Here is an 18183-nt window from a genome sequence, read left to right as displayed (position 1 = left end):
CCCGACACGCAGGCCCGAATCATGCCCGCCCGCGCCGCGTCGGTGGCCGGCACCAGCGGCACGGCCTGGTTGGCGAAGGCCGCGCCGTTGGTGGAGTAGTTCGGGGCCGTGCTCCCCGCCCAGGCGTTGCCGTCGAGCGTGAGGGCCGGCCCACCCAGGTTCACGGCCCGGTAGAACGTGAACGCGCCGGGCGGATTAGAATCCGTGACGGTGAAGCTGATGGTGAGCGGCGGGCCGGCCGCACCGCTGCCATTCAGCCCGCTGTAGGGCGTGGCCGTGAGCACGTAGCTGCCCACCGCCGGGGTCCAGGAATTGTAGTCGCCGTTCACATCGCCGAACAGCGCGTAGGGCACCCCGGAATCGGTCACGTTCTGGGTTTGGGCCCCGCTCAGGGCGAATACCACGCTGCCGGTGGTGGCCGGGTTGGCATTGGCCCGGATGTTCAGGCTGCGGGTGGGCAGCGTGGCCAGGTTCAGGACGCTACCATTCACCAGGGGCTGAATGTCAATGTCTTCGGGCGCGTCGGCATCCACGAGGGTGAAGCTGGTGGTGGCGCAATCGGGATTGAGGCGCACTTCCCGGGTGGTGGCCAGGCCGCCGGCATCGGTCACGGTGAGCCGGACGACGTAGTAGTAGGTTTCGGTGCCGCAGCCGAAGGGCACGATGGTGGTGCTGGTCTGGCGGGTGGTATCAATCGGGTCGGGGTGCTGGTGGGTATTGTGGTACAGCACGGTTTGCCAGGCATAGGCGAGCTGGCCGCCGCTGTGCTCAGCGTCGACCACGGTGGCCCGCAGCGGGTAAACGGTGTTGCCCGTGAGCGGGTACAGCGTGCCCGCCGCCGGGCTCGTGATGGTGACCTGCGGCGGGGTGTTATTCACCGAAATAGTCAGCGAGGCCTGGTTGGTCAGGCCCGCGCCGTTGGTCACGGTCAGCGTCACGGTGTAGTTGATGGGGGCCGCGCTGGGGGCCGCGAACGTATGGCTGGGATTAGCCGCCGAGCTGGTGGCCGTGCCGTCGCCGAAGTTCCAGCGGTAGGTCAGGGTGCCCCCGCCGGGGTTGGTGGAGGCGCTGCCCGTGAGCTGCACCAGCAGCGGGGCCGGCCCAAAGGTTTTGTTGGAAGAAGCCACGGCCACGGGCGGGCTGGCGGCCGTGATGTAGCTGATTTTACGGATTTCCGAGGGGAAGAAATTGACGTAGAACAGGCCCGTCTCGCCGGGGCTCACGGCGAAGGCCACCGGCACGGCCCCGCTGTTCACGAAGTTGCGCACCGCGCTGGGCTGGTTGCTGCCGTTCACCGTCATGCTCCGTATCCAGCCCTCCCCGTAATCGCCAAAAAAGTAGGTGTTCTGGTACTGGGCCGGGAAATCGGTGTAGGGATAAAACACCCCGCCCACCGAGGCGGCGCCCCCAAACTGCGGCCCGCTGACCGGCGAACCGCTCGCCCCGATATTAATCGTAGCGGCCGTGGTGCCGCTGAAGATGCCCGTGCGCGCCGGCCCAATGGGGTGGCCCCAATCGATGAGCGGCCGGGTGTGCACGAAGGTGGGAATGCTGGCCGGAACGGGCTGGCCCGCATTGCAGGGGTTGGTGAACGTGGCGGTGCCCGTGGGCGTGGCCTGCCTGATGAGCTCGGGAAAGGTGAAAAACTGCTTGGTGCAGCCGCCTACGCCGAAAAGCGGGTTGGGCGCATCCTGGTTGGGCACCGGTGAGGTGTAGAAGTCATCATTGAGGAGCAGCCCTTCAAATATGGGCCAGCCCAGGTTCACGCCGGGCCGGTCCACCACGTTCACTTCCTCCCAGCAGCACGAGCCCACATCGCCGAGGTAGAGCACGCCGGGGTTGGCTGCCGCCGGGTCGGTACTGCCCGTGCCCGGCTTCCGGGTCATGCGGAAGGGGTTGCGGGTGCCCAGGGCCCACACCCGCGAGCGGGCAGCGCGGGGGTTGGCGGCGTCGTAGAAGGGGTTGCTCGGGATGCCGTCGCCGGTGGCCGGGTTCAGGCGCAGGATTTTCCCGCTCAGGCAGTCCACCAGCTGCGACCGTAGCGAGCCGATGTTTTCTTTGGCCGTGATGATGCCATCGGCCAGGGCCTGGGCAAAGTAGGTGCCAATACTACCTGGGTCGATGGCGGCGTCGGCCCCGTCGCCGGTCGAAACGAGCAGGGTGCCATCGGCCCCAAACACCAGCGAACCCGGGCTGTGGGTATAGGAAGTAACCGGGATGCCGGTGGTTTTGGTGGCTCCGAGCAGGATTCGGCGGCTGGCCAGGCTCACGGTGTAGCCCGTGCCGGCCGGCGTGGCCGTGTAGCGCGTGAGCCGGCCAATGCTGGCGGTGTTGTAGTCGTTGGTGGTGGCACTGTAGCTGGGCGTGCCAAAATTCAGTAAGTAGTGCCGGTCCACCATGTAGAGCAGGTACATATACCCGTTGGTGTCGAAGTTCGGGTCGAGGGCAAAGCCCAGCAGGCCGTGGTCGTTCCAGCCCCCCACCTCGGGCGAGATATCAAGGATTTGCTGGCGCACCCCGTTCACCACCACCCACACTTTGCCGGGCCGCTCCCACACAAACATCTTGCTGCCCGTGCTATTGAAGGTCAGGCCCACCGCCTCGTCCCAGCCCGTCGAAACAGTGGTGTTGGTGAAGCCCGCGGGCGGCGTCTGGGCACGTAGGGTCAAACAAAAACAGGCCAGCAGAAGGGCCAGAAGCAAGGAAGTAGGCAGAATTTTCATGGCATAAACTGGCGCTAAGGCATTGGCATGCAATAGAATGATGAAACAAGAATTAATCAATGGCCGCTAAGCAGGGCGCATACCGGCTAGTCCTTATCCGTGAGAAAGCGGTAAAGCTTGGTGAGCGGGTCGCCGATAAAGGCGCGCACGCTGGTGTCGCGCAGGCCAAACCGGATTTCGTTCGGCTGCCGCTCCCGCGGCCCAAACTGGTATTTGCAGTAGCTGGCGAATGGGATGTAGCGCCCCAGCGCGTACGGGGCCGGGGCCACGGGCCGCCCCGCCGCCACCAGGCAGGCCAGGGCCGGAAAATTGACCCCGGCCGCGAGGGCCGAGCCCACCACCGTGAGCCAGAAGCGGGTATTGATTTCGATAACCTTAATCTGGTGGTCGCGGGCATCGTAGCGCAGGTCGAGGTGGGCCACGCCGTTCCAGCGCAGCGCCCGCATCAGGCGGTCTACCACGGCCAGCACGGCGTCGTTGCGCACAAACTCGATGGCCTCGGTGGGGGCGTACTCGCCCGCCGTCGGCACCAGGCCTTTCTGAATGGAATGCGCCACCAGCCGCCCGTTGTGATACAGCACGTTGCAGTCGATATCATAGCCCTCAATGCAGTTCTGCACGATGTAGCGGCTGCCGGCGGGCAGGGCCGCCACCGCCGCCAGCAGCGCTTCGGCCGAGGCGTATTTCACGATGCCGCGCCCCCCGGCCCCGTCAATGGGCTTCAGCAGCACCGGAAACCGGAACTGCCCCAGCTTCGCCGCCAGATTGGTCTGAATATCCATGATGGTATCCGGGGCCGGGATGCTGTGGCACTGCATAAAAGCGGCCAGCAAGCCCTTATCGGCGGCTATCTCATAGTAGGAGGCCGTGGGCAGCGGCAGCACGCGCAGGGCCTTTTCCAGCTCCGGGCGCTGGGCAATGGCGAAGCGCATGCCGGCCACGTCCACGGGCAGCAGCACTTCGGCCCCGGTGGCGGCGGCTACCTCCCTGGCAAACGTGGCCAGGTTGGCATCGGGCAGGTTGGCCGGGGCCACGTAGGTCGTGCGTACGTAGCTCGAAAACCGGTACGGGCTGCGGGCATCACGCGTGAGCAGGTGCACGCGCACGCCGGGCTGCCGGCTCAGGCACAACAGCACGGCCCCGGTCAGGCGGTACTCCCCTTCCAGCATCAGCACCGTGAGGCGGCCGGGCCGGGCGGGCACGGGCGGCGCGGCCGGGCGCGGGGCCGTCACGGCCAGGGGCGGCGAGGCGGCCATGACCGGCTGGCGGCCCACAAACTTCAACAACTGAGACGGGCTGGTATTCATGGCTTTGCAGAAAAAAAGACGCGGAAAGAAATCGTAGATACCCCTACCCCACCGTCACTGGCTCGCGCCGGGCGGCCTCCGGCGTGGGCCGGCCATTGTGGGCCAGCGGGCCGGGCTCACCATCGAAATAGGCGGCCTGCTCGCGGCGCAGCTGGTCGATGAGGCGGCCGGGCGGCAGCGCCACGTCGTCGTAGGTCAGCACCTGGTCTTTGGGAATGTCGCGCAGCAGGCGGCAGCCCTCGGCCACGCCAATGGGCAGCAGGTTTTCGGCGCGGGCCACGGCATAGTTTTCGGCCAGCCCATAGGTCATGTAGTGGCCGATTCCGTCGAGCGTTTCGCCCGCCCGCAGCGCAGTTTTGGCGGCCGTAATGACTTCCACCTTCGGCGCGCCGGCCGGGGCCAGGCACGCATCGCCAAACAGCACCGCCCGCGCCACCGAGTTGGGGGTTTCGAAATGGCAGAGGTGGTAGGGCGTGTAAAAGCAGTAGAGCGGCCCTGAGCCCAGCTTATACAGCTTGAGGTAGTGCTGCTGCGCGGGGTCGTGGTGAGTGCCCAGAATGAACACGCCGGGGCCGGGCTCGGCCCCCACCACGTAGTCCACCAGGCCGGGGCCGCCGTCCAGCAGGCGCTCGTGCGGGTACCACTCGGCCGCTTTGCTGATGGGCGTGCCGGGTGCCACCGTGGGCCCCAGCATGCCGCGCCGGGCCACTTCCATGCCCAGGGCATTGGCAGTCACGGCCTGCTCGAAGCTGATTTTGCTGCCGTCGGCGAAGCTCGTCACCATGCTCGGGTTCTGGCCCCACTGCCGCGCAAAAGCCTCCTGGGTAGTGGGGTTGCGATAGGGGTCGTGCAGGCCCTTGATGTTGCCGCACAGCACCGGCTTCACGCCCAGGCCCTTCACGAAGCGGGCCAGGTTGAGCGTCACGCCGGGCTGGTCGCCGTCGCTCACCGTGTACACTACGCCGGCGCTATCAGCATACACCTTCAGGATGGCCCCGGCCGTACCGTCGAGCTCGGCGTTGAGCAGCACCACGTGCTTGCCGTGCCGAATGGCCTCCAGCACCACCCGCGCGCCGTGCTCCACGGCCCCAGTCACTTCAATAATGGCATCAATGCCTTCGGCCCGGCTCAGCAGCAGGGCATCTTCGGTGATGGCCGGCTGGCCGCGCCGGATGCAGCTTTCCAGCTCCAGCACCGTGTCCACGGATTGGGCCAGGGGTTCGCCGGCTTCGGCGTAGGCGCGCCGGGCCTGGGCCAGCGTGCGGTTGGCAATGGCCACCAGGGTCATGCCGGGCACGTAGCGGCAAATTTGCAGGGCTACGCCCCGGCCCATAAAGCCCGCGCCCACCATGGCCACCCGTATGGGCTGGCCGGCCTCCTGGCGCTTTCTCAAAGCAGTGTCGACGAGTACCATTCTTTTTAGTGGTTAGTGGTTAGTGGTCAGTGGTTAATGATTAGTGGTCAGTGGCTAGTGGTTAATAGTTAGTGACTGCCGGCAATGCGTGGTTTGCTCCAATGCGCCAGTCCGTAACCGACTGCTTCGCAGCCGCTCATTAACCATTAACCATTAACCATTAATCATTAACCACTAAAACCCTACCAGCTGCGGCCGTGGTCCAGCTCCCAGTCCATCATCAGTCCGCTCACCAGCTGGGCTTCGTTGGGGGCCAGGGCCAGCTCGCGGAAGTTGGGGTGGTGCTGGTCTTTGTCGGATATCAGCGTGGGCGCGAAGGGCCAGCGAATGCCGATGGCCGGGTCGTTCCAGCGCAGGCCGCGCTCGGCGCCGGGCGCGTACTTGGCCGATACCTGGTAGCACACGTCCGTGTTGTCGGTGAGGGTGAGGAAGCCGTGCGCGAACCGGCCGGGCACGAACAGCATGCGGTAGCTCTCGGCCGTGAGCTCCACGCCCAGCCACTGCCCAAACGTGGGCGACTCGCTCCGCAAATCCACAAGCACATCGAGAATGGCTCCGCGCGTGCAGCGCACCAGCTTGGTTTCCTCGTGGGGCGGCAGCTGGTAGTGCATGCCGCGCAGCGTGCCCCGGCGCGGGTTGAAGGAGATGTTGGCCTGGAGCGGCGGCATGGCAATGCCGCGGGCGGCAAACTCGTCTTCGCACCAGGAGCGGGCAAAAAAGCCCCGCTCGTCGGCCAGCCGGTCCACGTCGATGACGTAAGCCCCCGCGAGGGCAGTTTCGGTGAATTTCATAACGATGATGCCCGGTAAAGGCGGCTTGAGTGAAATAACCTTGCGTGATATAAACTTGCTGATGAGCTTTATACCACCACCAGCTCGGGCCGGTAGAGCGGCACTTCGGCCGCGGGCGCGGGCTGGCCCGTGGCCCAGGTCAGGTCTTCGGTGAGCTCGTCCTGCTCGCGCAGGGCGGCAATCACGCGCAGCCGCATCAGGCGCGAAGCCCGAAAATTCGGGTCACGGAAGCCCATGTCCAGCAGCTTGTGGTGCAGCTCGCTGATGGTGCTGCTGAGGGTATGGCGGGGCTGCACATCGGGAGCCAGCCGCTTGAAGAGCGTGAAATCGACCCTGTAGGAGCGCAGGTCGGGGGCGGCATCGGGGTTCAGGCGAATGCGGGTGCCGGGCAGGGCCTCGGCCACGGCTTCGGCCAGCTCGCGCACGCGGTAGTTCCAGCCATTCGAGCCCGCGTTCACGGCCAGGAAGGCCCCGCCGTGGCTCACCTCGCGGGTCACGGCCCAGCCAATGGCCCGCGCCATATCCAGCACATGAATGAGCGGCCGCCAGGGCGTGCCGTCGCTCATGATGCTGATTTCGCCGGTAGCCACCGCGCCGGCCACGAAGTCGTTCAGCACCAGGTCGAGCCGCAGCCGGTCGCTCCAGCCGCAGGCCGTGGCAAAGCGCAGGCAGGTCACCCGGAACTTCTCGTCGGCCAGCGGGGCCAGGTCGCGCTCGCTGGCCACCTTGGAGCGGGCGTAGGCCGTGAGCGGGTTCAGGGCCGACTCCTCGGTTTTGGCATCGGAGCCGCCCAGGCCGTACATGCTGCACGAGCTGGCAAACACAAAGCTTTTCACGCCGTAGGCCTTGGCGCGCTTGGCCAGCGCAATGCCGGCCCGGTGGTTTATTTCCATCGTCACGTCCTCGTAGGCCGTGCCCATGGGGTCGTTCGAAATTGCGGCCAGGTGCACCACCGCATCTACCCCGGCCAGCAGGCCCGAGGGCAGAGCGCGGATATCGCCAAATACCTGCCGCGTCAGCCGGGTTTCGGGCAGGCGCGTGGTACCCGTCAGGCAGTGGGCAAAGTAGCCCAGGTCGTAGCCAATCAGCTCGGCTTCGGGAAAAGTCTGGCGCAGGTGCCGCACCACGCCGGGCCCCACGTAGCCCATGTTGCCGGTAATGAGAATTCGGGCTGGTTTCATACTCTTTGCAGTTAATGGAGGTAATCTTTCGGAACGTCATGCTGAACGAACGGTCATGCTGAGCGGAGCGCAGCGCAGCCGAAGCATCTCTACCGCTTCGTTGTGGCAGCATTGAATTACTTGCGCGGCAGAGATGCTTCGACTTCGCTGCGCTTCGCTCAGCATGACGTTTTTTTTGTTGCGGATTCAACCGCTGAAAGAAATCAGTCGCGGGGCATCACGGCCGCCGGGCCGGCGCGGCGGCTCACCGGCGTAGCGAGCGGCGCGGTTAGTATCTGGTCGAGCTCGGGCCTGGTCACGGGGCGGGCGGCCTCCTGGGCCCACACGTTCCATTCGGCCTTGCCGGCCTGCCACAGCTCTTCCAGCATGTTGCGGTCGCGCAGCGTATCCATGGGCTGCCAGAAACCGGCGTGGCGGTAGGCGGCCAGGTGGCCATCGGCGGCCAGGCGCTCGAGCGGTTCTTTTTCCCACACCGTCTGGTCGTTGTCGAGGTAGTCGAAGATGCCGGGCTCCAGCACGAAAAACCCGCCGTTAATCCAGGGCGTTTCGCCGCCCTCGGGCTTCTCCCTGAAGTTGCTCACGCGGCTGTCCTCGCCGGCCAGGTTGAACACCCCGAACCGGCCCGGCTGCCGCACCGCCGTGAGGGTGGCCAGCGCGCCCTGCGCCCGGTGGTACCGGATGCTGGCCGCGATATCGACGTTGCTCACGCCGTCGCCGTAGGTCAGGCAGAAGGTTTCGTCGTCGAGGTACTTCTGCACGCGGCGCAGGCGGCCGCCGGTCATGGTTTCCAGGCCGGTATCCACCAGCGTCACGGTCCAGGGCTCGGCGTTGTTGCGGTGCACCTGCATCTCGTTGCGGTCCATGCGAAACGTCACGTCGGAGTTCAGCAGGAAGTAGTCGGCGAAATACTGCTTTATCAGGTGCCCTTTGTAGCCGCAGCACACCACAAAGTCGGTGATGCCGTGGTGAGCATATATTTTCATGATGTGCCACAGAATAGGCTTTCCCCCGATTTCCACCATCGGCTTGGGCCGCACGCCACTTTCTTCGCTGATGCGGGTGCCGTAGCCGCCCGCTAGAATCACTGCTTTCATGAGGTGAAGGTTTTTGGGGTAGGAGGGTATGAGGGTTTGGGGGTAGGAGGTTTTTTAGGGTAAGAGGGTAGGAGGGTGTGAGGGTGTGAGGGTAGGAGGGTGTGAGGGTAGGAGGGTGTGAGGGCAGGAGTTTTTTTGGGGCAGGAGGGTGTGAGATTTTTTTGGGTGTGAGGGTGCGACAACAATTTCCCCTCCTACCCTCCTACCCTCACACCCTCCTACCCTCTTACCCTCCTACCCTAAAAAACCTCCTACCCTAAAAGCCTCACCACTAAGCAAACGCGGGCAGCTGCCCGGCCAGGTTTTCGAGGCTGCGGCGGGCCATCAGGTACACGAAGCGCGCGTTGGTGCTCAGGTAGCGGCGGCCCAGGCGGCGGGGCTCCTGCCACAGCCGGTAGGCCCACTCCAGCCACAGCCGCCGGGCCCACACGGGCAGGCGCGGCTCCAGCCCGGCATACACCGGAAAGGCCTGCCCCACCCCCAGCATGCACGCCCCGATGCGGTCCTGGTGGGCCGCCATCCAGGTTTCCTGGCGCGGGCAGCCCAGCGCCACAAACAGCAAATCCGGGTCGGCCGCGTTGATGTGCGCTACCTCGGCCGCATCCTCGGCGGCCGTGAGGGGCCGGAAGGGCGGCGCGTGCACGCCGGCAATGCGCAGCTCCGGCACCTCCCGCCGCGCCCGCTTCACCATGGCCCGCAAAACGTCGGGCGTGGTGCCGTAGAAATACACCGACTGCTCCCGTTCGGCGGCCTCGCGCAGCAGGGCCGGCAGCAAATCCATGCCCGCCACCCGCTCCTGGGTCGGCCCGCCGCACCAGCGCACGGCGGCGGCCACCGGGCTGCCATCGGGCACGGCCACGGCGGCGGCATTCAGCACCTGGGCAAACGCGGGGTTGCGCTCGGCTTCTACCAGCATGTGCACGTTGGTAAAGCACACGTAGGCCGAGGCACGCGCCGCCCCCAGCCGCAAAATGGCGTCCACGAAATCGGCCGGGCAACCCGTCGAGATATTAGCGTGCAGAACGGAGAATTTAGGTAGCATTGGAGGCAATGAGTAAATGAGTGAATGAGCGAGTGAGCGAACGGTGGGATAGGTTTGAGTTGTGTGATTGTGTGAGCTTGGCCAGATTCACTCATTCACTCATTCACTCATTGCCCTAATAGGCATTTTCCTCCCCGCGCACCATGTTGCGCACGGTTTTACCGATGATTTGCAGGTCGAGCGCGAACGACCAGTTTTCCACGTATTTCAGGTCGTATTCCACCCGCTTTTCCATGGCGTTGGGAGCCCGGGTTTCGCCCCGGAAGCCGTTCACTTGGGCGTAGCCCGTGATGCCCGGCGTCACGGCGTGGCGCAGCTGATAGGTGCGGCTGCGCTTGGAGTATTCCTCCAGCTGCGACACCATGTTGGGCCGGGGCCCCACCACCGACATATGCCCCAGCAGCACGTTGAAAAACTGGGGCAGCTCGTCGAGGTTGTATTTGCGCAGGTACCGGCCCACGCGCGTCACGCGCGGGTCGGCTTTGGTGGCCTGCAACTCCCCCTGGCACTGGTCGGTGCGCATGGTGCGCAGCTTGAAGCACGGAAACAGCTTGTTGCGCTTGCCCGGCCGCATCTGCCTGAAGAACACCGGCCCGGGCGAGTCAAGCTTAATGAGCAGGGCCAGCACCGGCAGAATGAACGGAAACAGCCCCCCTATCACCAGCAGCGAAAAGCCCAGGTCGAACAGCCGCTTCAGTACCTGGTTGGTGCGGAAACCCAGCGGCTCGTGCCGCACCGTGAGAATGGGCAGGTGGTCGTTGAAATACACGCTCACTTCCTTGCCCACGGTGCCCTGGTAGTCGGGCACGATGCGAAAGGCCAGGAAATGGTCCTCCGCGTAGCGCGACAGCTCCTCAATCAGGTCGTGGCGGTCGAGGGGCAGGGCGTAGTAAATCTCATCTACCGGCGTGCTCTGGCAGTAGGTTATCAGGTCGGTCACGGCCCCGCGCCGCAGCGCCCGCAACGAGGTGGGCAGCGGCTCATCGGTGAAAAACCCCTTAAACTGGTAGCTCGCCGAATCGTCGGCCATCAGGTAGTGGTACAGGTCCTGTCCGCTCTGGCTGGCTCCCAGTATTACGAAGCGGTTGTGCTGGCGCGAAAAGTGCCGCAGCCACGCCCGGTAGCACAGCGTGACACCAAACCGCCCCACCACCACGCCCACCACCGCAAACCCGTAGATGGCCACCAGGTAGCTCGTGGCGGCATCGGCTACCCGCAGCGCTACCACGGTGCCCACCACCAGCACGCCGTGCACCAAAAAAGCCTTCAGCAGGTGGCGCAGCTTTTCGCCGTAGGTAATGCGCCGGTCCAGCCGGAACACGTTGGCGTACTGCCAGGCCAGTATCCACCACAGCAGCACAAACGTGAGAAAAAAGAATAAACCCTCCCTTTCGATGGCCCACGAGTGCCACACCACAAAGCCCGCCAGGTGAAAAGCCACCCAGATAAGGCAACTGTCCAACACGGTCAGGATGTTGCGGGAAGTGTCCGAGTATCGTACATATCGTTCCATAAGTAAGCACGGATAATGCGCGGGATAAAAAGTGGCGTCCGCCGGGCACGGATACGGCCAGACCGGGTAGTTCTGAACGAAAGTTAACCATTTATATACATTTTACAATATTTAATATAACCCAACTCTTGCGGTCAAATTTTGACTATCGATAAAATCATATTCAATACATCTGTAAATCATTCACTTGACATAATAAAGCCGTATATATTACATTTAATATATTTGTGCTTATCCCCATTCGTGGCGCTATTGCTGATGGCTTCCCTGCCCATTGGTGCCCCAATCCCGCGCCTGGGCAGCGCTACGGTCCTTTCCCACCAAAGCACCTGCCCACTGCCCCTCACCCGGGCTCCCGCATCCACCACAGGCCAGTCCCGTTCAGATTAGCAATAAACTACTAATCAGATTATTTTATTTATAATATTTATGCTATATTTAATAATCCGCTCGCCTCGGAGAATATTTTTCCGTTGGGGTGCCATATGCGGAGCGGGGTATAGTCCACCGCCTAATACTTCCATACCGGGCCATTCCCATCAGGTCAACGGTATTTCCGCCTAGCGGCTTTTCGCCATGCGCTTATATCACCTCATTTACCAAAGTCAGGCTCTGACGGCTTTCACGCAACCAGAGCTCGTCGAGCTGTTGCGGAAATCCTGGACCTGCAACCTTGAGCATCATGTGACGGGCATGCTGCTGCACGCCCCCAACGGGCAGTTTCTGCAAGTGCTGGAGGGCGAGGAAGCCGCCGTGCACCACCTCTACTACAACCGCATTGCCCCCGACCCGCGCCACGAGCACCTGATAGTGCTCAGCGAGGGGCCCAGCTCCACCCAGGTGTTTGCCGACTGGTGCATGAGCTTCCGGGCCAGTCCGGGCCTGCCCGCCCTGCCGGGCTACTACGCCCCCACGGCCCTGTACCTGCGCGTGAGCAACCTCACCCGAGCCACCCCCGAACTCAAGCGGCTGCTGCTGGACTTTGCCATGGGCTACGACGATAGTGCCCTGTGCGAGAGCATGATTGGCAGCAGGCGCTAGCCAAGCCCAAGCATTACGTTGGGAATCGGACAAAAAAAACCGCCCGGCCATGATGGCCGGGCGGGGTAGCATTGCCCAAATTGCGCCGCGATTAGTGGGAGAAAACGGACGTGTAGGTGGAAGGTTTGCCGCTGGCACCGCCATCGGTGTAGGTGAGGCTGAGGGTGGAAGCCGTCAGCTCGGTCACGGCCAGGTGGCGCGTTTGGTCGCCCTGGGTCACGATGAGCGAGTCGGCGGCGGCGTTCAGGCGCCATTTGCCGGTCACGGGCTCGGCGAAGGCGCTGCCGGCGCGGGCCCCGCGCATCAGCGAATACGTGCCGTCGGCTTTGTAGGAGGCTACTTTAACCAGCATCGACGGCTTGGCCTGGGCAAAGAGGTCGGAAGTGGCAATCAGGGCGGAGCCTTCGGTGGCCGAGCTCACGGTGAGGCCGGTCTGGTGCCAGTCGCCGGTGGTCAGCAAGTCAGGCTTGGCCTGCAACGAAGCGGCGGCGGATTGGGGCGAGCTGTCTACTTGTTCCAACTCTTTTTCGCAGGAGGCCAGCGTGAGGGCGGCCAGGGCCACACCTATCATTAGGGGCATTTTTTTCATGCAATCAACTTGTGGGGTTTAGGAGCCGGAAAGCGACTCCCGAGTGAAACGTATAATTGTTTAAGGGCAAGCAGATAACTACCGCACCAGTCCAGTGGCTGATACTGCCGACCTAACTACGCCTCAAATATTTTGGTTCAGCTATTCACGGAAAAAGCCTATTATTAGAATTTTGTATTTATAAATTTATATCACTGGAGCAACCATAACAGGGTCAATATTCATCATTTACGAATAATTAATTGTATTATACTGCACCAATTCAAAAATATGCTAATATCCTGTATTGGTTTTGTTTTAAATCAAAACTTTAAATACACTGTAAAAACGCATTATTCAGGAATGTCCGGGCAACGCGGAGCTCCCCGCTGCCGACCGGACAGCAAAAATTATTCGTGCCCGTTTCGGGGTCGCCCTGAAATTTTCGGATTAACGCCAGTTAAAAAACCGCCGGCGGCGACCTGCTTATCCCACGGGCTGCGCCACTTTAGCGCCCATGGCGAAAACCTCCTCTTTCACAAACAGCTCCCCCTCCTGCCGCAGGATGGTGATGTTGTCGATGGTCAGCTTCAGGTTGTAGGCTTCCTGGTTGAGGTAGCTCAGCACCGGCCCCAGCAGGTCGGGGGTGGTGTCGTGCAGGGCCAGCGAGATGTGCGGCAGCCAGCAATCGGGGCCGCTAAACTTATCGGTGCGCAGGCACAGCGGGGCCGTGGCGGCCAGAATGCGCCGGTGCAGGGCGTTGAGGGCATCGGAGCGCAGCACCGGAATGTAGATAACCGGCTGCGCGCCCGGAAACACGCCCAGCCCCGTGGTGAAGGCCGGAAATGGCGGGGTAGTGTCCGCCACGTCGGCCAGCACCTTTTTCAGGGAGCTTAGTTTTCGGACGCCGGCCAGCTGGTAAGTCAGGTGCGGGTCGAGGGTGGCCTGCACGTCGTCGAGGCCGAATTTTTCTTCGAGCCGCTTAATAATGCCGTTGATGTGCAGCACATGGGGCGCGCTGAGGAGGGAAGTAATGGCAAGCATGGTTTCTGATACGGATTTTGGACGCGGGACGACGAGCGCACCCGCCGATTCCCGCAACTCATATTGCGCGTTCATGAGCGGGCCGCTAGTTGGTGGTTGAATTCCTGGCTCTGGCCGCGCGGAATACTCAGCGACTGGAAGGCCTCGCCCCGAGTAGTGATAGTGCTCCGCAAATCGGTGAACCGGGAGCGCAGGTTGCCCACCAGGTGCTGCACGATAACGGCGGCGCTGTTGCTGCCCGGCGCGGGCTGGTGCAGCCACTCGGCCTCCGAGAGCTGGGCCAGGGCCCGGTCGGCCAGGGTTTTGTACATCCGAAAGTTGTGCCGGAAGGATGCCAGCAGAGCCGCGCCAACGGGGTCGGTAGAAGTCGGGTTCAGCATGGGCCAAAAGTAATAAATTCAGCCCGACCGCGCCAGCTGAACAGTTGGCTTTGTTTCGCCCTTGCTCTGCGCTTCGTAGTCGGCAAATTTCCGGCTTTCATCGGCCTGACCAGCGGCGGCATAACCCTGACCCTGCTGTTTATCGTTACGCTAAGCCTGTCCCTTTGCACCGTGCCCGAAACCATTTCTGCTGCCAATTCTGCCGCCGCCGCTGCTTCGTCCGCGCCGGAAACTCCCACGCCGCGCCCCCGGCACTGGGGGCGCTGGCTGCTGGGCGGGCTGGCGCTGGTAGCGGGCATTTGGCTGGCGCTCACCCTTTGGCTCGACCCGTGGCTGAAGCGGCAACTGGAACAGCAGGTGACCAGGCAAACCCACGGCCAGTACCGCCTGCAAGTGGGCGAGCTGCGCACCAGCCTCTGGCAGCGGGCCGTGCGCCTCAGCGGCGTGCGCCTGCGCCCGGCCGCTACGGTGGCCGATACCCTGCCCCGCATTCGCCTCGACGTGGCCCGGCTGAACGTGACCGGCATTGGCCTACTAGCGTTGCTGCGCAAAGCCGTGGTGCCCCTCGATAGCGTGGTGCTGGATTCGGTTAAGATTGAACTACTGGCCCTGGCCACGCAGCCCACGAAAAACGCGGGCAAACCGCTACACGAGCGTTTACCCCTGAAGATTAAGGGCCTGAAAATCGGGTATCTCGGCCTGCTGCACACCCAGGCCAGCTACCGGCCAAGCGTCCAGCCCACGGCGCAGGTACAGCGTGCCGATTTGAGTGCTCACGACTTGCTCATCACCGCCGCTGGCGCGGCCGATACCCAACGTCTGGGCTACGCGGCTAACTGGGATTTACTATTGCGTCATGCGCAGGGCGCGGCAGCGGGCCACCGCCTGAGCCTGGCGGGGCTGAGCGTTTCGACGGCCGACCAGCGCATTCAGCTTGATTCGGGGCGCGTGCGGCCAATAGGTGCCACTCAGCCCGGCCAGGCCCGCGTCGATTTGAGCCTGCCGCGCCTGCGCATCGCCGGGTTGCGAGCAGCGGCGTTGCAGCGTAAACGCGCATTTTGGGCGGATTCGCTGCTGATTGAAAGCCCGCAGCTCACGGCCAACCTGCCCACTACGGGTTCGGCCGGCAGCTCGAAGTCGATTAGTGCGTACTTGCGCAGCCTGGACTTGGCGCACCTCGCCGTGCGTAAGGGATTTGTGCGCGTGACGGGCGCGGCCCCGGCTCCGGTAATTCACGAGTTGGAGGTAGCCGCCACTGGCCTGCACCTCGATTCGGCGGGCGCGCCCGACACGCGCCGCATTTTCTTCGCCAAAGCCTGGAACGTGGCGCTGGGCGCGAGCCGGGCTACCGTGGCCGCCCACGTCCTGACGCTGAAAAGCCTGCGGCTGTCGACCACGGCGGGCACGTTTGAGTTGCGCGCAGTGCGCATTCAGCCGCCCGCGCCCGGGCAGGGCAAGCCCGGTGCCGTGCGCGTCGACCTGCTGCTGCCCAGCCTGGCCCTGACCGGCTGGAATGCGCTGGCGCTGGCGCAGCAGCATTTTCAGGCTGCTTCGCTGGTGCTGGACCGGCCCAACCTGAAGTTCACACCTCCCGCCCAGCCTCCGCCGCCCGTCTGGAAACTGGTGTCGAAGTTTTTGCGGCGCACCGATTTGGCCCAGCTGCGCGTCAGGCACGCCGAGTTTGAGATTAGCGGCCTGCGCCACCTGCCCCAGGTGCGCGACCTGAACCTGACCGGCCGCGCCATTCGCATCGACTCATTGGCGGCCCTCACGCCCAGCCGCATTGCCTACGCCAGGGGCTGGCAGGCCAATTCCGGCCGCATCACCGCGCCGTTCGACCCGCCCTACTACCTTGCCAGCAGCCAGCGCGCGCGCCTCGACACCGACGCCCAAACCTTCCGCTTCGAAGACCTGGCCCTCACCCCAAAATACTCGCCCGTGGCCATGAACCAGCACAAGGGCTACCAGGCGCCCGCCATCACCATTAAGTTGCCGGTACTGGCTTTGAGTGGGCTTGATTTTGCCGGCCTGGTGCGGCGGGCCGATGTGCGGGCGGCGCGGGTGCTGGTGCAGCGCCCGGTGGTGCGCATCCGGTCCGATGGGCGCGGGCCCATTAACCCGAACATGTCCAAAATATCGCCCGAGGAGATGCTGAAACTATCCACTATCATCGATATCCGCCGGCTTGACCTGCGCGACGGCAACCTCTACTCCTCGTACCGCAGCCCGCTCACGCCCATTCCGGGCCGGCTGAGCATCAACCGCTTCAACGGTAGTTTCTACAACCTGAGCAACGACCGCCGCCGCCAAACCGCTGCCACGCCCCTCACCGGCAAGGCCAGCACCTACCTCCAGAACCGGACCCGGCTCGATGCCCAGGTGTCGATGTATGTGCTCGACCCCAAAGGGCGGCACCGGGTCTGGGGTGCGTTCGGCGCCGGCCCGTTTGCCATCCTCAATCCCATGACCGTGCCCACCCGGCTGGTGAAGTTTAAGAAGGGCGAGGTGCAGCGGATACGCTTCGACCTGCAGGCAAGCCGCAAGGGCACCACCGGTACCATGTGGGCCGAGTATTCGGGCCTGCAGCTGGAGCTGCTGGGCTACAAAAACGAGGAAATCAAGAAGCCGCTGCTGAAACGGGTTATCTCGAAGGTGGCCAACGTGGTAGTCATCCGCGACCAGAACCCGCGCAAGCGCGGCGAGCTGGTGACCGGCGAAATGACCAGCACCCGCGAGCCGCGCTTTTCGGTGTTCACCCTCTGGCGCCAGGGCGTGGTGAGTGGTTTGTTTCACAGCATCGGCGTGCCCCAGAAAATAGCGCAGAAGCTCAGCGAATCGAAGGACGAAGCGCCCCTACCCAAGTAAGTAGGTCGGATGAATTGCTTTGCATTATAAAAGAACGTCATGCTGAGCGCAGCCGAAGCATCTCGCGTGTGGTAGTAACTCATTCGATTGGTTTACTACCACACGCGAGATGCTTCGACAAGCGGACGCAAGATGAGCATGACGTGCTGATAAGTTAAACTAATTCCTCCGACCTACTTAGCACCACGAAATTCACAGCCTGAAAACGCTGTACCTTACAGCATCGTTTATCTTAACGCTAGCTTCATTTCGAACATTCTGGGCCCGCAGCGCCTTTTCCTGCCATCCGCCCGGTGGCGCAACCATACCTATGATAATCCTCGCCTTTTTCCTTGCGCACTGGTACCTCTCGCTGTTTACGCAGACGTTTTTCCAGCACCGCTACGCCGCCCACCGCATGTTCACGATGGGCCCGCTCACGGAACGGGTGTTTTTCCTGCTGACCTACGCCACGCAGGGCAGCAGCTTTATGTCGCCGCGGGCCTACGCGCTGTTGCACCGCATGCACCACGCCTATTCCGATACGCCGAACGACCCGCACTCGCCCCACAACAGCACCAACGCCTTCACGATGATGTGGAAAACCCGCACCATCTACCAGGACTGCGTGAATGGCACCAGTGTGGCCGCCGAGCGCTTCGCCGGTGATTACCCGGTGTGGAATTCGCTCGAAGAATTCGGCAATAAGTGGTACTCTCGCGTGGGTTGGGCGGCGGTGTACGTGCTGTTCTACGTCAACTTTGCTACCGCCTGGTGGCAGTTTCTGCTCCTGCCTGTTCACCTAAGCATGGGCGCTTTCCACGGGGCTATCGTGAACTGGGCCGGCCACAAGTACGGCTACCAGAACTTCGACAACAACGACAAGAGCCGCAACTCGCTGTTTTTCGACTTCCTCACCGGCGGCGAGCTGTTTCAGAACAACCACCACAAGCTGCCCAGCCGCGTCAACTTCGGCGTGAAGAAATGGGAGCTCGACCCCTCCTACCCCGTCATCTGGACGCTGGATAAGCTGGGCATCATCAAGCTGCGCCTGGTGAAAGTGGCAGCGCTGGAAACCGCTGCCGCTAAAGCAGCGGCGGCATAAGCAGAAGTAGCTTTCACCACGAGGCGGCCTCTTCCGATTGGGAGAGGCCGCTTTGTTTTATAGAACTGCTGTCACGCAGCGGGATGTAGCGCGGACTTTGTAGTCCGCGAGTCTGCGCCGTTTAGTGGTTGTAGCG

Annotated in this window: 14 protein-coding genes; 3 read left to right on the top strand and 11 right to left on the bottom strand. The window is 63.1% G+C overall.

The genetic code is table 11. The features are described 5' to 3' along the window. From ABD819_RS04700 to ABD819_RS04665, 8 genes are all read right to left on the bottom strand, one after another. Positions 1-2669 (bottom strand): PQQ-dependent sugar dehydrogenase (locus ABD819_RS04700; protein WP_345121520.1); only part of this gene is annotated, 2669 nt, incomplete at its 3' end. 140 nt (positions 2670-2809) lie between these two features. After that, the gene (locus tag ABD819_RS04695; RefSeq protein WP_345121518.1) at positions 2810-4030 is read right to left on the bottom strand and encodes an ATP-grasp domain-containing protein; all 1221 of its coding nucleotides are present in this window, start codon (positions 4028-4030) and stop codon (positions 2810-2812) included. 43 nt (positions 4031-4073) lie between these two features. Next, positions 4074-5444, bottom strand: coding sequence for an NAD(P)H-dependent oxidoreductase (locus ABD819_RS04690; protein WP_345121515.1), 1371 nt, complete (start codon positions 5442-5444; stop codon positions 4074-4076). Between the two features lie 182 nt (positions 5445-5626). Continuing rightward, on the bottom strand, positions 5627-6235 hold the full coding sequence (rfbC, locus tag ABD819_RS04685; RefSeq protein ID WP_345121513.1) for a dTDP-4-dehydrorhamnose 3,5-epimerase: 609 nt from the start codon (positions 6233-6235) through the stop codon (positions 5627-5629). A 68-nt stretch (positions 6236-6303) separates the two neighbouring features. Continuing rightward, entirely contained in the window at positions 6304-7416 is a 1113-nt protein-coding gene (locus ABD819_RS04680) for an NAD-dependent epimerase/dehydratase family protein (protein ID WP_345121511.1), read from the bottom strand. 203 nt (positions 7417-7619) lie between these two features. Then, the gene (gene rfbF, locus ABD819_RS04675) at positions 7620-8510 is read right to left on the bottom strand and encodes a glucose-1-phosphate cytidylyltransferase (protein WP_345121509.1); all 891 of its coding nucleotides are present in this window, start codon (positions 8508-8510) and stop codon (positions 7620-7622) included. A gap of 271 nt (positions 8511-8781) precedes the next feature. Next, entirely contained in the window at positions 8782-9552 is a 771-nt protein-coding gene (locus ABD819_RS04670; protein WP_345121507.1) for a WecB/TagA/CpsF family glycosyltransferase, read from the bottom strand. A gap of 115 nt (positions 9553-9667) precedes the next feature. Then, a complete protein-coding gene (locus tag ABD819_RS04665) occupies positions 9668-11065 on the bottom strand; it encodes an exopolysaccharide biosynthesis polyprenyl glycosylphosphotransferase (RefSeq protein WP_345121504.1) in 1398 nt (465 codons plus the stop codon). 576 nt (positions 11066-11641) lie between these two features. On the opposite strand from ABD819_RS04665, the gene ABD819_RS04660 reads away from it, so the two are divergent. Next, positions 11642-12106, top strand: a complete 465-nt coding sequence (locus ABD819_RS04660; protein ID WP_345121502.1) for a BLUF domain-containing protein — start codon at positions 11642-11644, stop codon at positions 12104-12106. 91 nt (positions 12107-12197) lie between these two features. Here ABD819_RS04660 and ABD819_RS04655 read toward each other — a convergent pair whose 3' ends face one another. From ABD819_RS04655 to ABD819_RS04645, 3 genes are all read right to left on the bottom strand, one after another. Further along, positions 12198-12695, bottom strand: a complete 498-nt coding sequence (locus ABD819_RS04655; RefSeq protein WP_345121500.1) for a hypothetical protein — start codon at positions 12693-12695, stop codon at positions 12198-12200. Between the two features lie 465 nt (positions 12696-13160). Further along, a complete protein-coding gene (locus ABD819_RS04650) occupies positions 13161-13718 on the bottom strand; it encodes a 2'-5' RNA ligase family protein (RefSeq protein WP_345121497.1) in 558 nt (185 codons plus the stop codon). Positions 13719-13789: 71 nt separating this feature from the next. Beyond that, entirely contained in the window at positions 13790-14098 is a 309-nt protein-coding gene (locus tag ABD819_RS04645) for a DUF1572 family protein (RefSeq protein ID WP_345121494.1), read from the bottom strand. A gap of 171 nt (positions 14099-14269) precedes the next feature. Here ABD819_RS04645 and ABD819_RS04640 point away from each other — a divergent pair, with 171 nt between their 5' ends. After that, positions 14270-16963, top strand: a complete 2694-nt coding sequence (locus ABD819_RS04640; RefSeq protein WP_345121492.1) for an AsmA family protein — start codon at positions 14270-14272, stop codon at positions 16961-16963. A 310-nt stretch (positions 16964-17273) separates the two neighbouring features. Continuing rightward, positions 17274-18047: an acyl-CoA desaturase gene (locus ABD819_RS04635; protein ID WP_345121490.1), complete on the top strand. Its 774-nt coding sequence runs from the start codon at positions 17274-17276 to the stop codon at positions 18045-18047. Positions 18048-18183: the final 136 nt, after the last annotated feature.

The sequence above is a fragment of the Hymenobacter antarcticus genome (assembly GCF_039539545.1).
In the GTDB taxonomy this organism is placed as follows: Bacteria; Bacteroidota; Bacteroidia; order Cytophagales; family Hymenobacteraceae; genus Hymenobacter; species Hymenobacter antarcticus.
This window is presented reverse-complemented; position numbering and strand designations above follow the sequence as displayed.

Bases quoted from the DNA above. Each gene is read 5' to 3' on its own strand.
- ABD819_RS04695 (WP_345121518.1), bottom strand. From the start codon at position 4,030: ATGAATACCAGCCCGTCTCAGTTGTTGAAGTTTGTGGGCCGCCAGCCG.
- ABD819_RS04690 (WP_345121515.1), bottom strand. From the start codon at position 5,444: ATGGTACTCGTCGACACTGCTTTGAGAAAGCGCCAGGAGGCCGGCCAG.
- rfbC (WP_345121513.1), bottom strand. From the start codon at position 6,235: ATGAAATTCACCGAAACTGCCCTCGCGGGGGCTTACGTCATCGACGTG.
- ABD819_RS04680 (WP_345121511.1), bottom strand. From the start codon at position 7,416: ATGAAACCAGCCCGAATTCTCATTACCGGCAACATGGGCTACGTGGGG.
- rfbF (WP_345121509.1), bottom strand. From the start codon at position 8,510: ATGAAAGCAGTGATTCTAGCGGGCGGCTACGGCACCCGCATCAGCGAA.
- ABD819_RS04670 (WP_345121507.1), bottom strand. From the start codon at position 9,552: ATGCTACCTAAATTCTCCGTTCTGCACGCTAATATCTCGACGGGTTGC.
- ABD819_RS04665 (WP_345121504.1), bottom strand. From the start codon at position 11,065: ATGGAACGATATGTACGATACTCGGACACTTCCCGCAACATCCTGACC.
- ABD819_RS04660 (WP_345121502.1), top strand. From the start codon at position 11,642: ATGCGCTTATATCACCTCATTTACCAAAGTCAGGCTCTGACGGCTTTC.
- ABD819_RS04655 (WP_345121500.1), bottom strand. From the start codon at position 12,695: ATGAAAAAAATGCCCCTAATGATAGGTGTGGCCCTGGCCGCCCTCACG.
- ABD819_RS04650 (WP_345121497.1), bottom strand. From the start codon at position 13,718: ATGCTTGCCATTACTTCCCTCCTCAGCGCGCCCCATGTGCTGCACATC.
- ABD819_RS04645 (WP_345121494.1), bottom strand. From the start codon at position 14,098: ATGCTGAACCCGACTTCTACCGACCCCGTTGGCGCGGCTCTGCTGGCA.
- ABD819_RS04635 (WP_345121490.1), top strand. From the start codon at position 17,274: ATGATAATCCTCGCCTTTTTCCTTGCGCACTGGTACCTCTCGCTGTTT.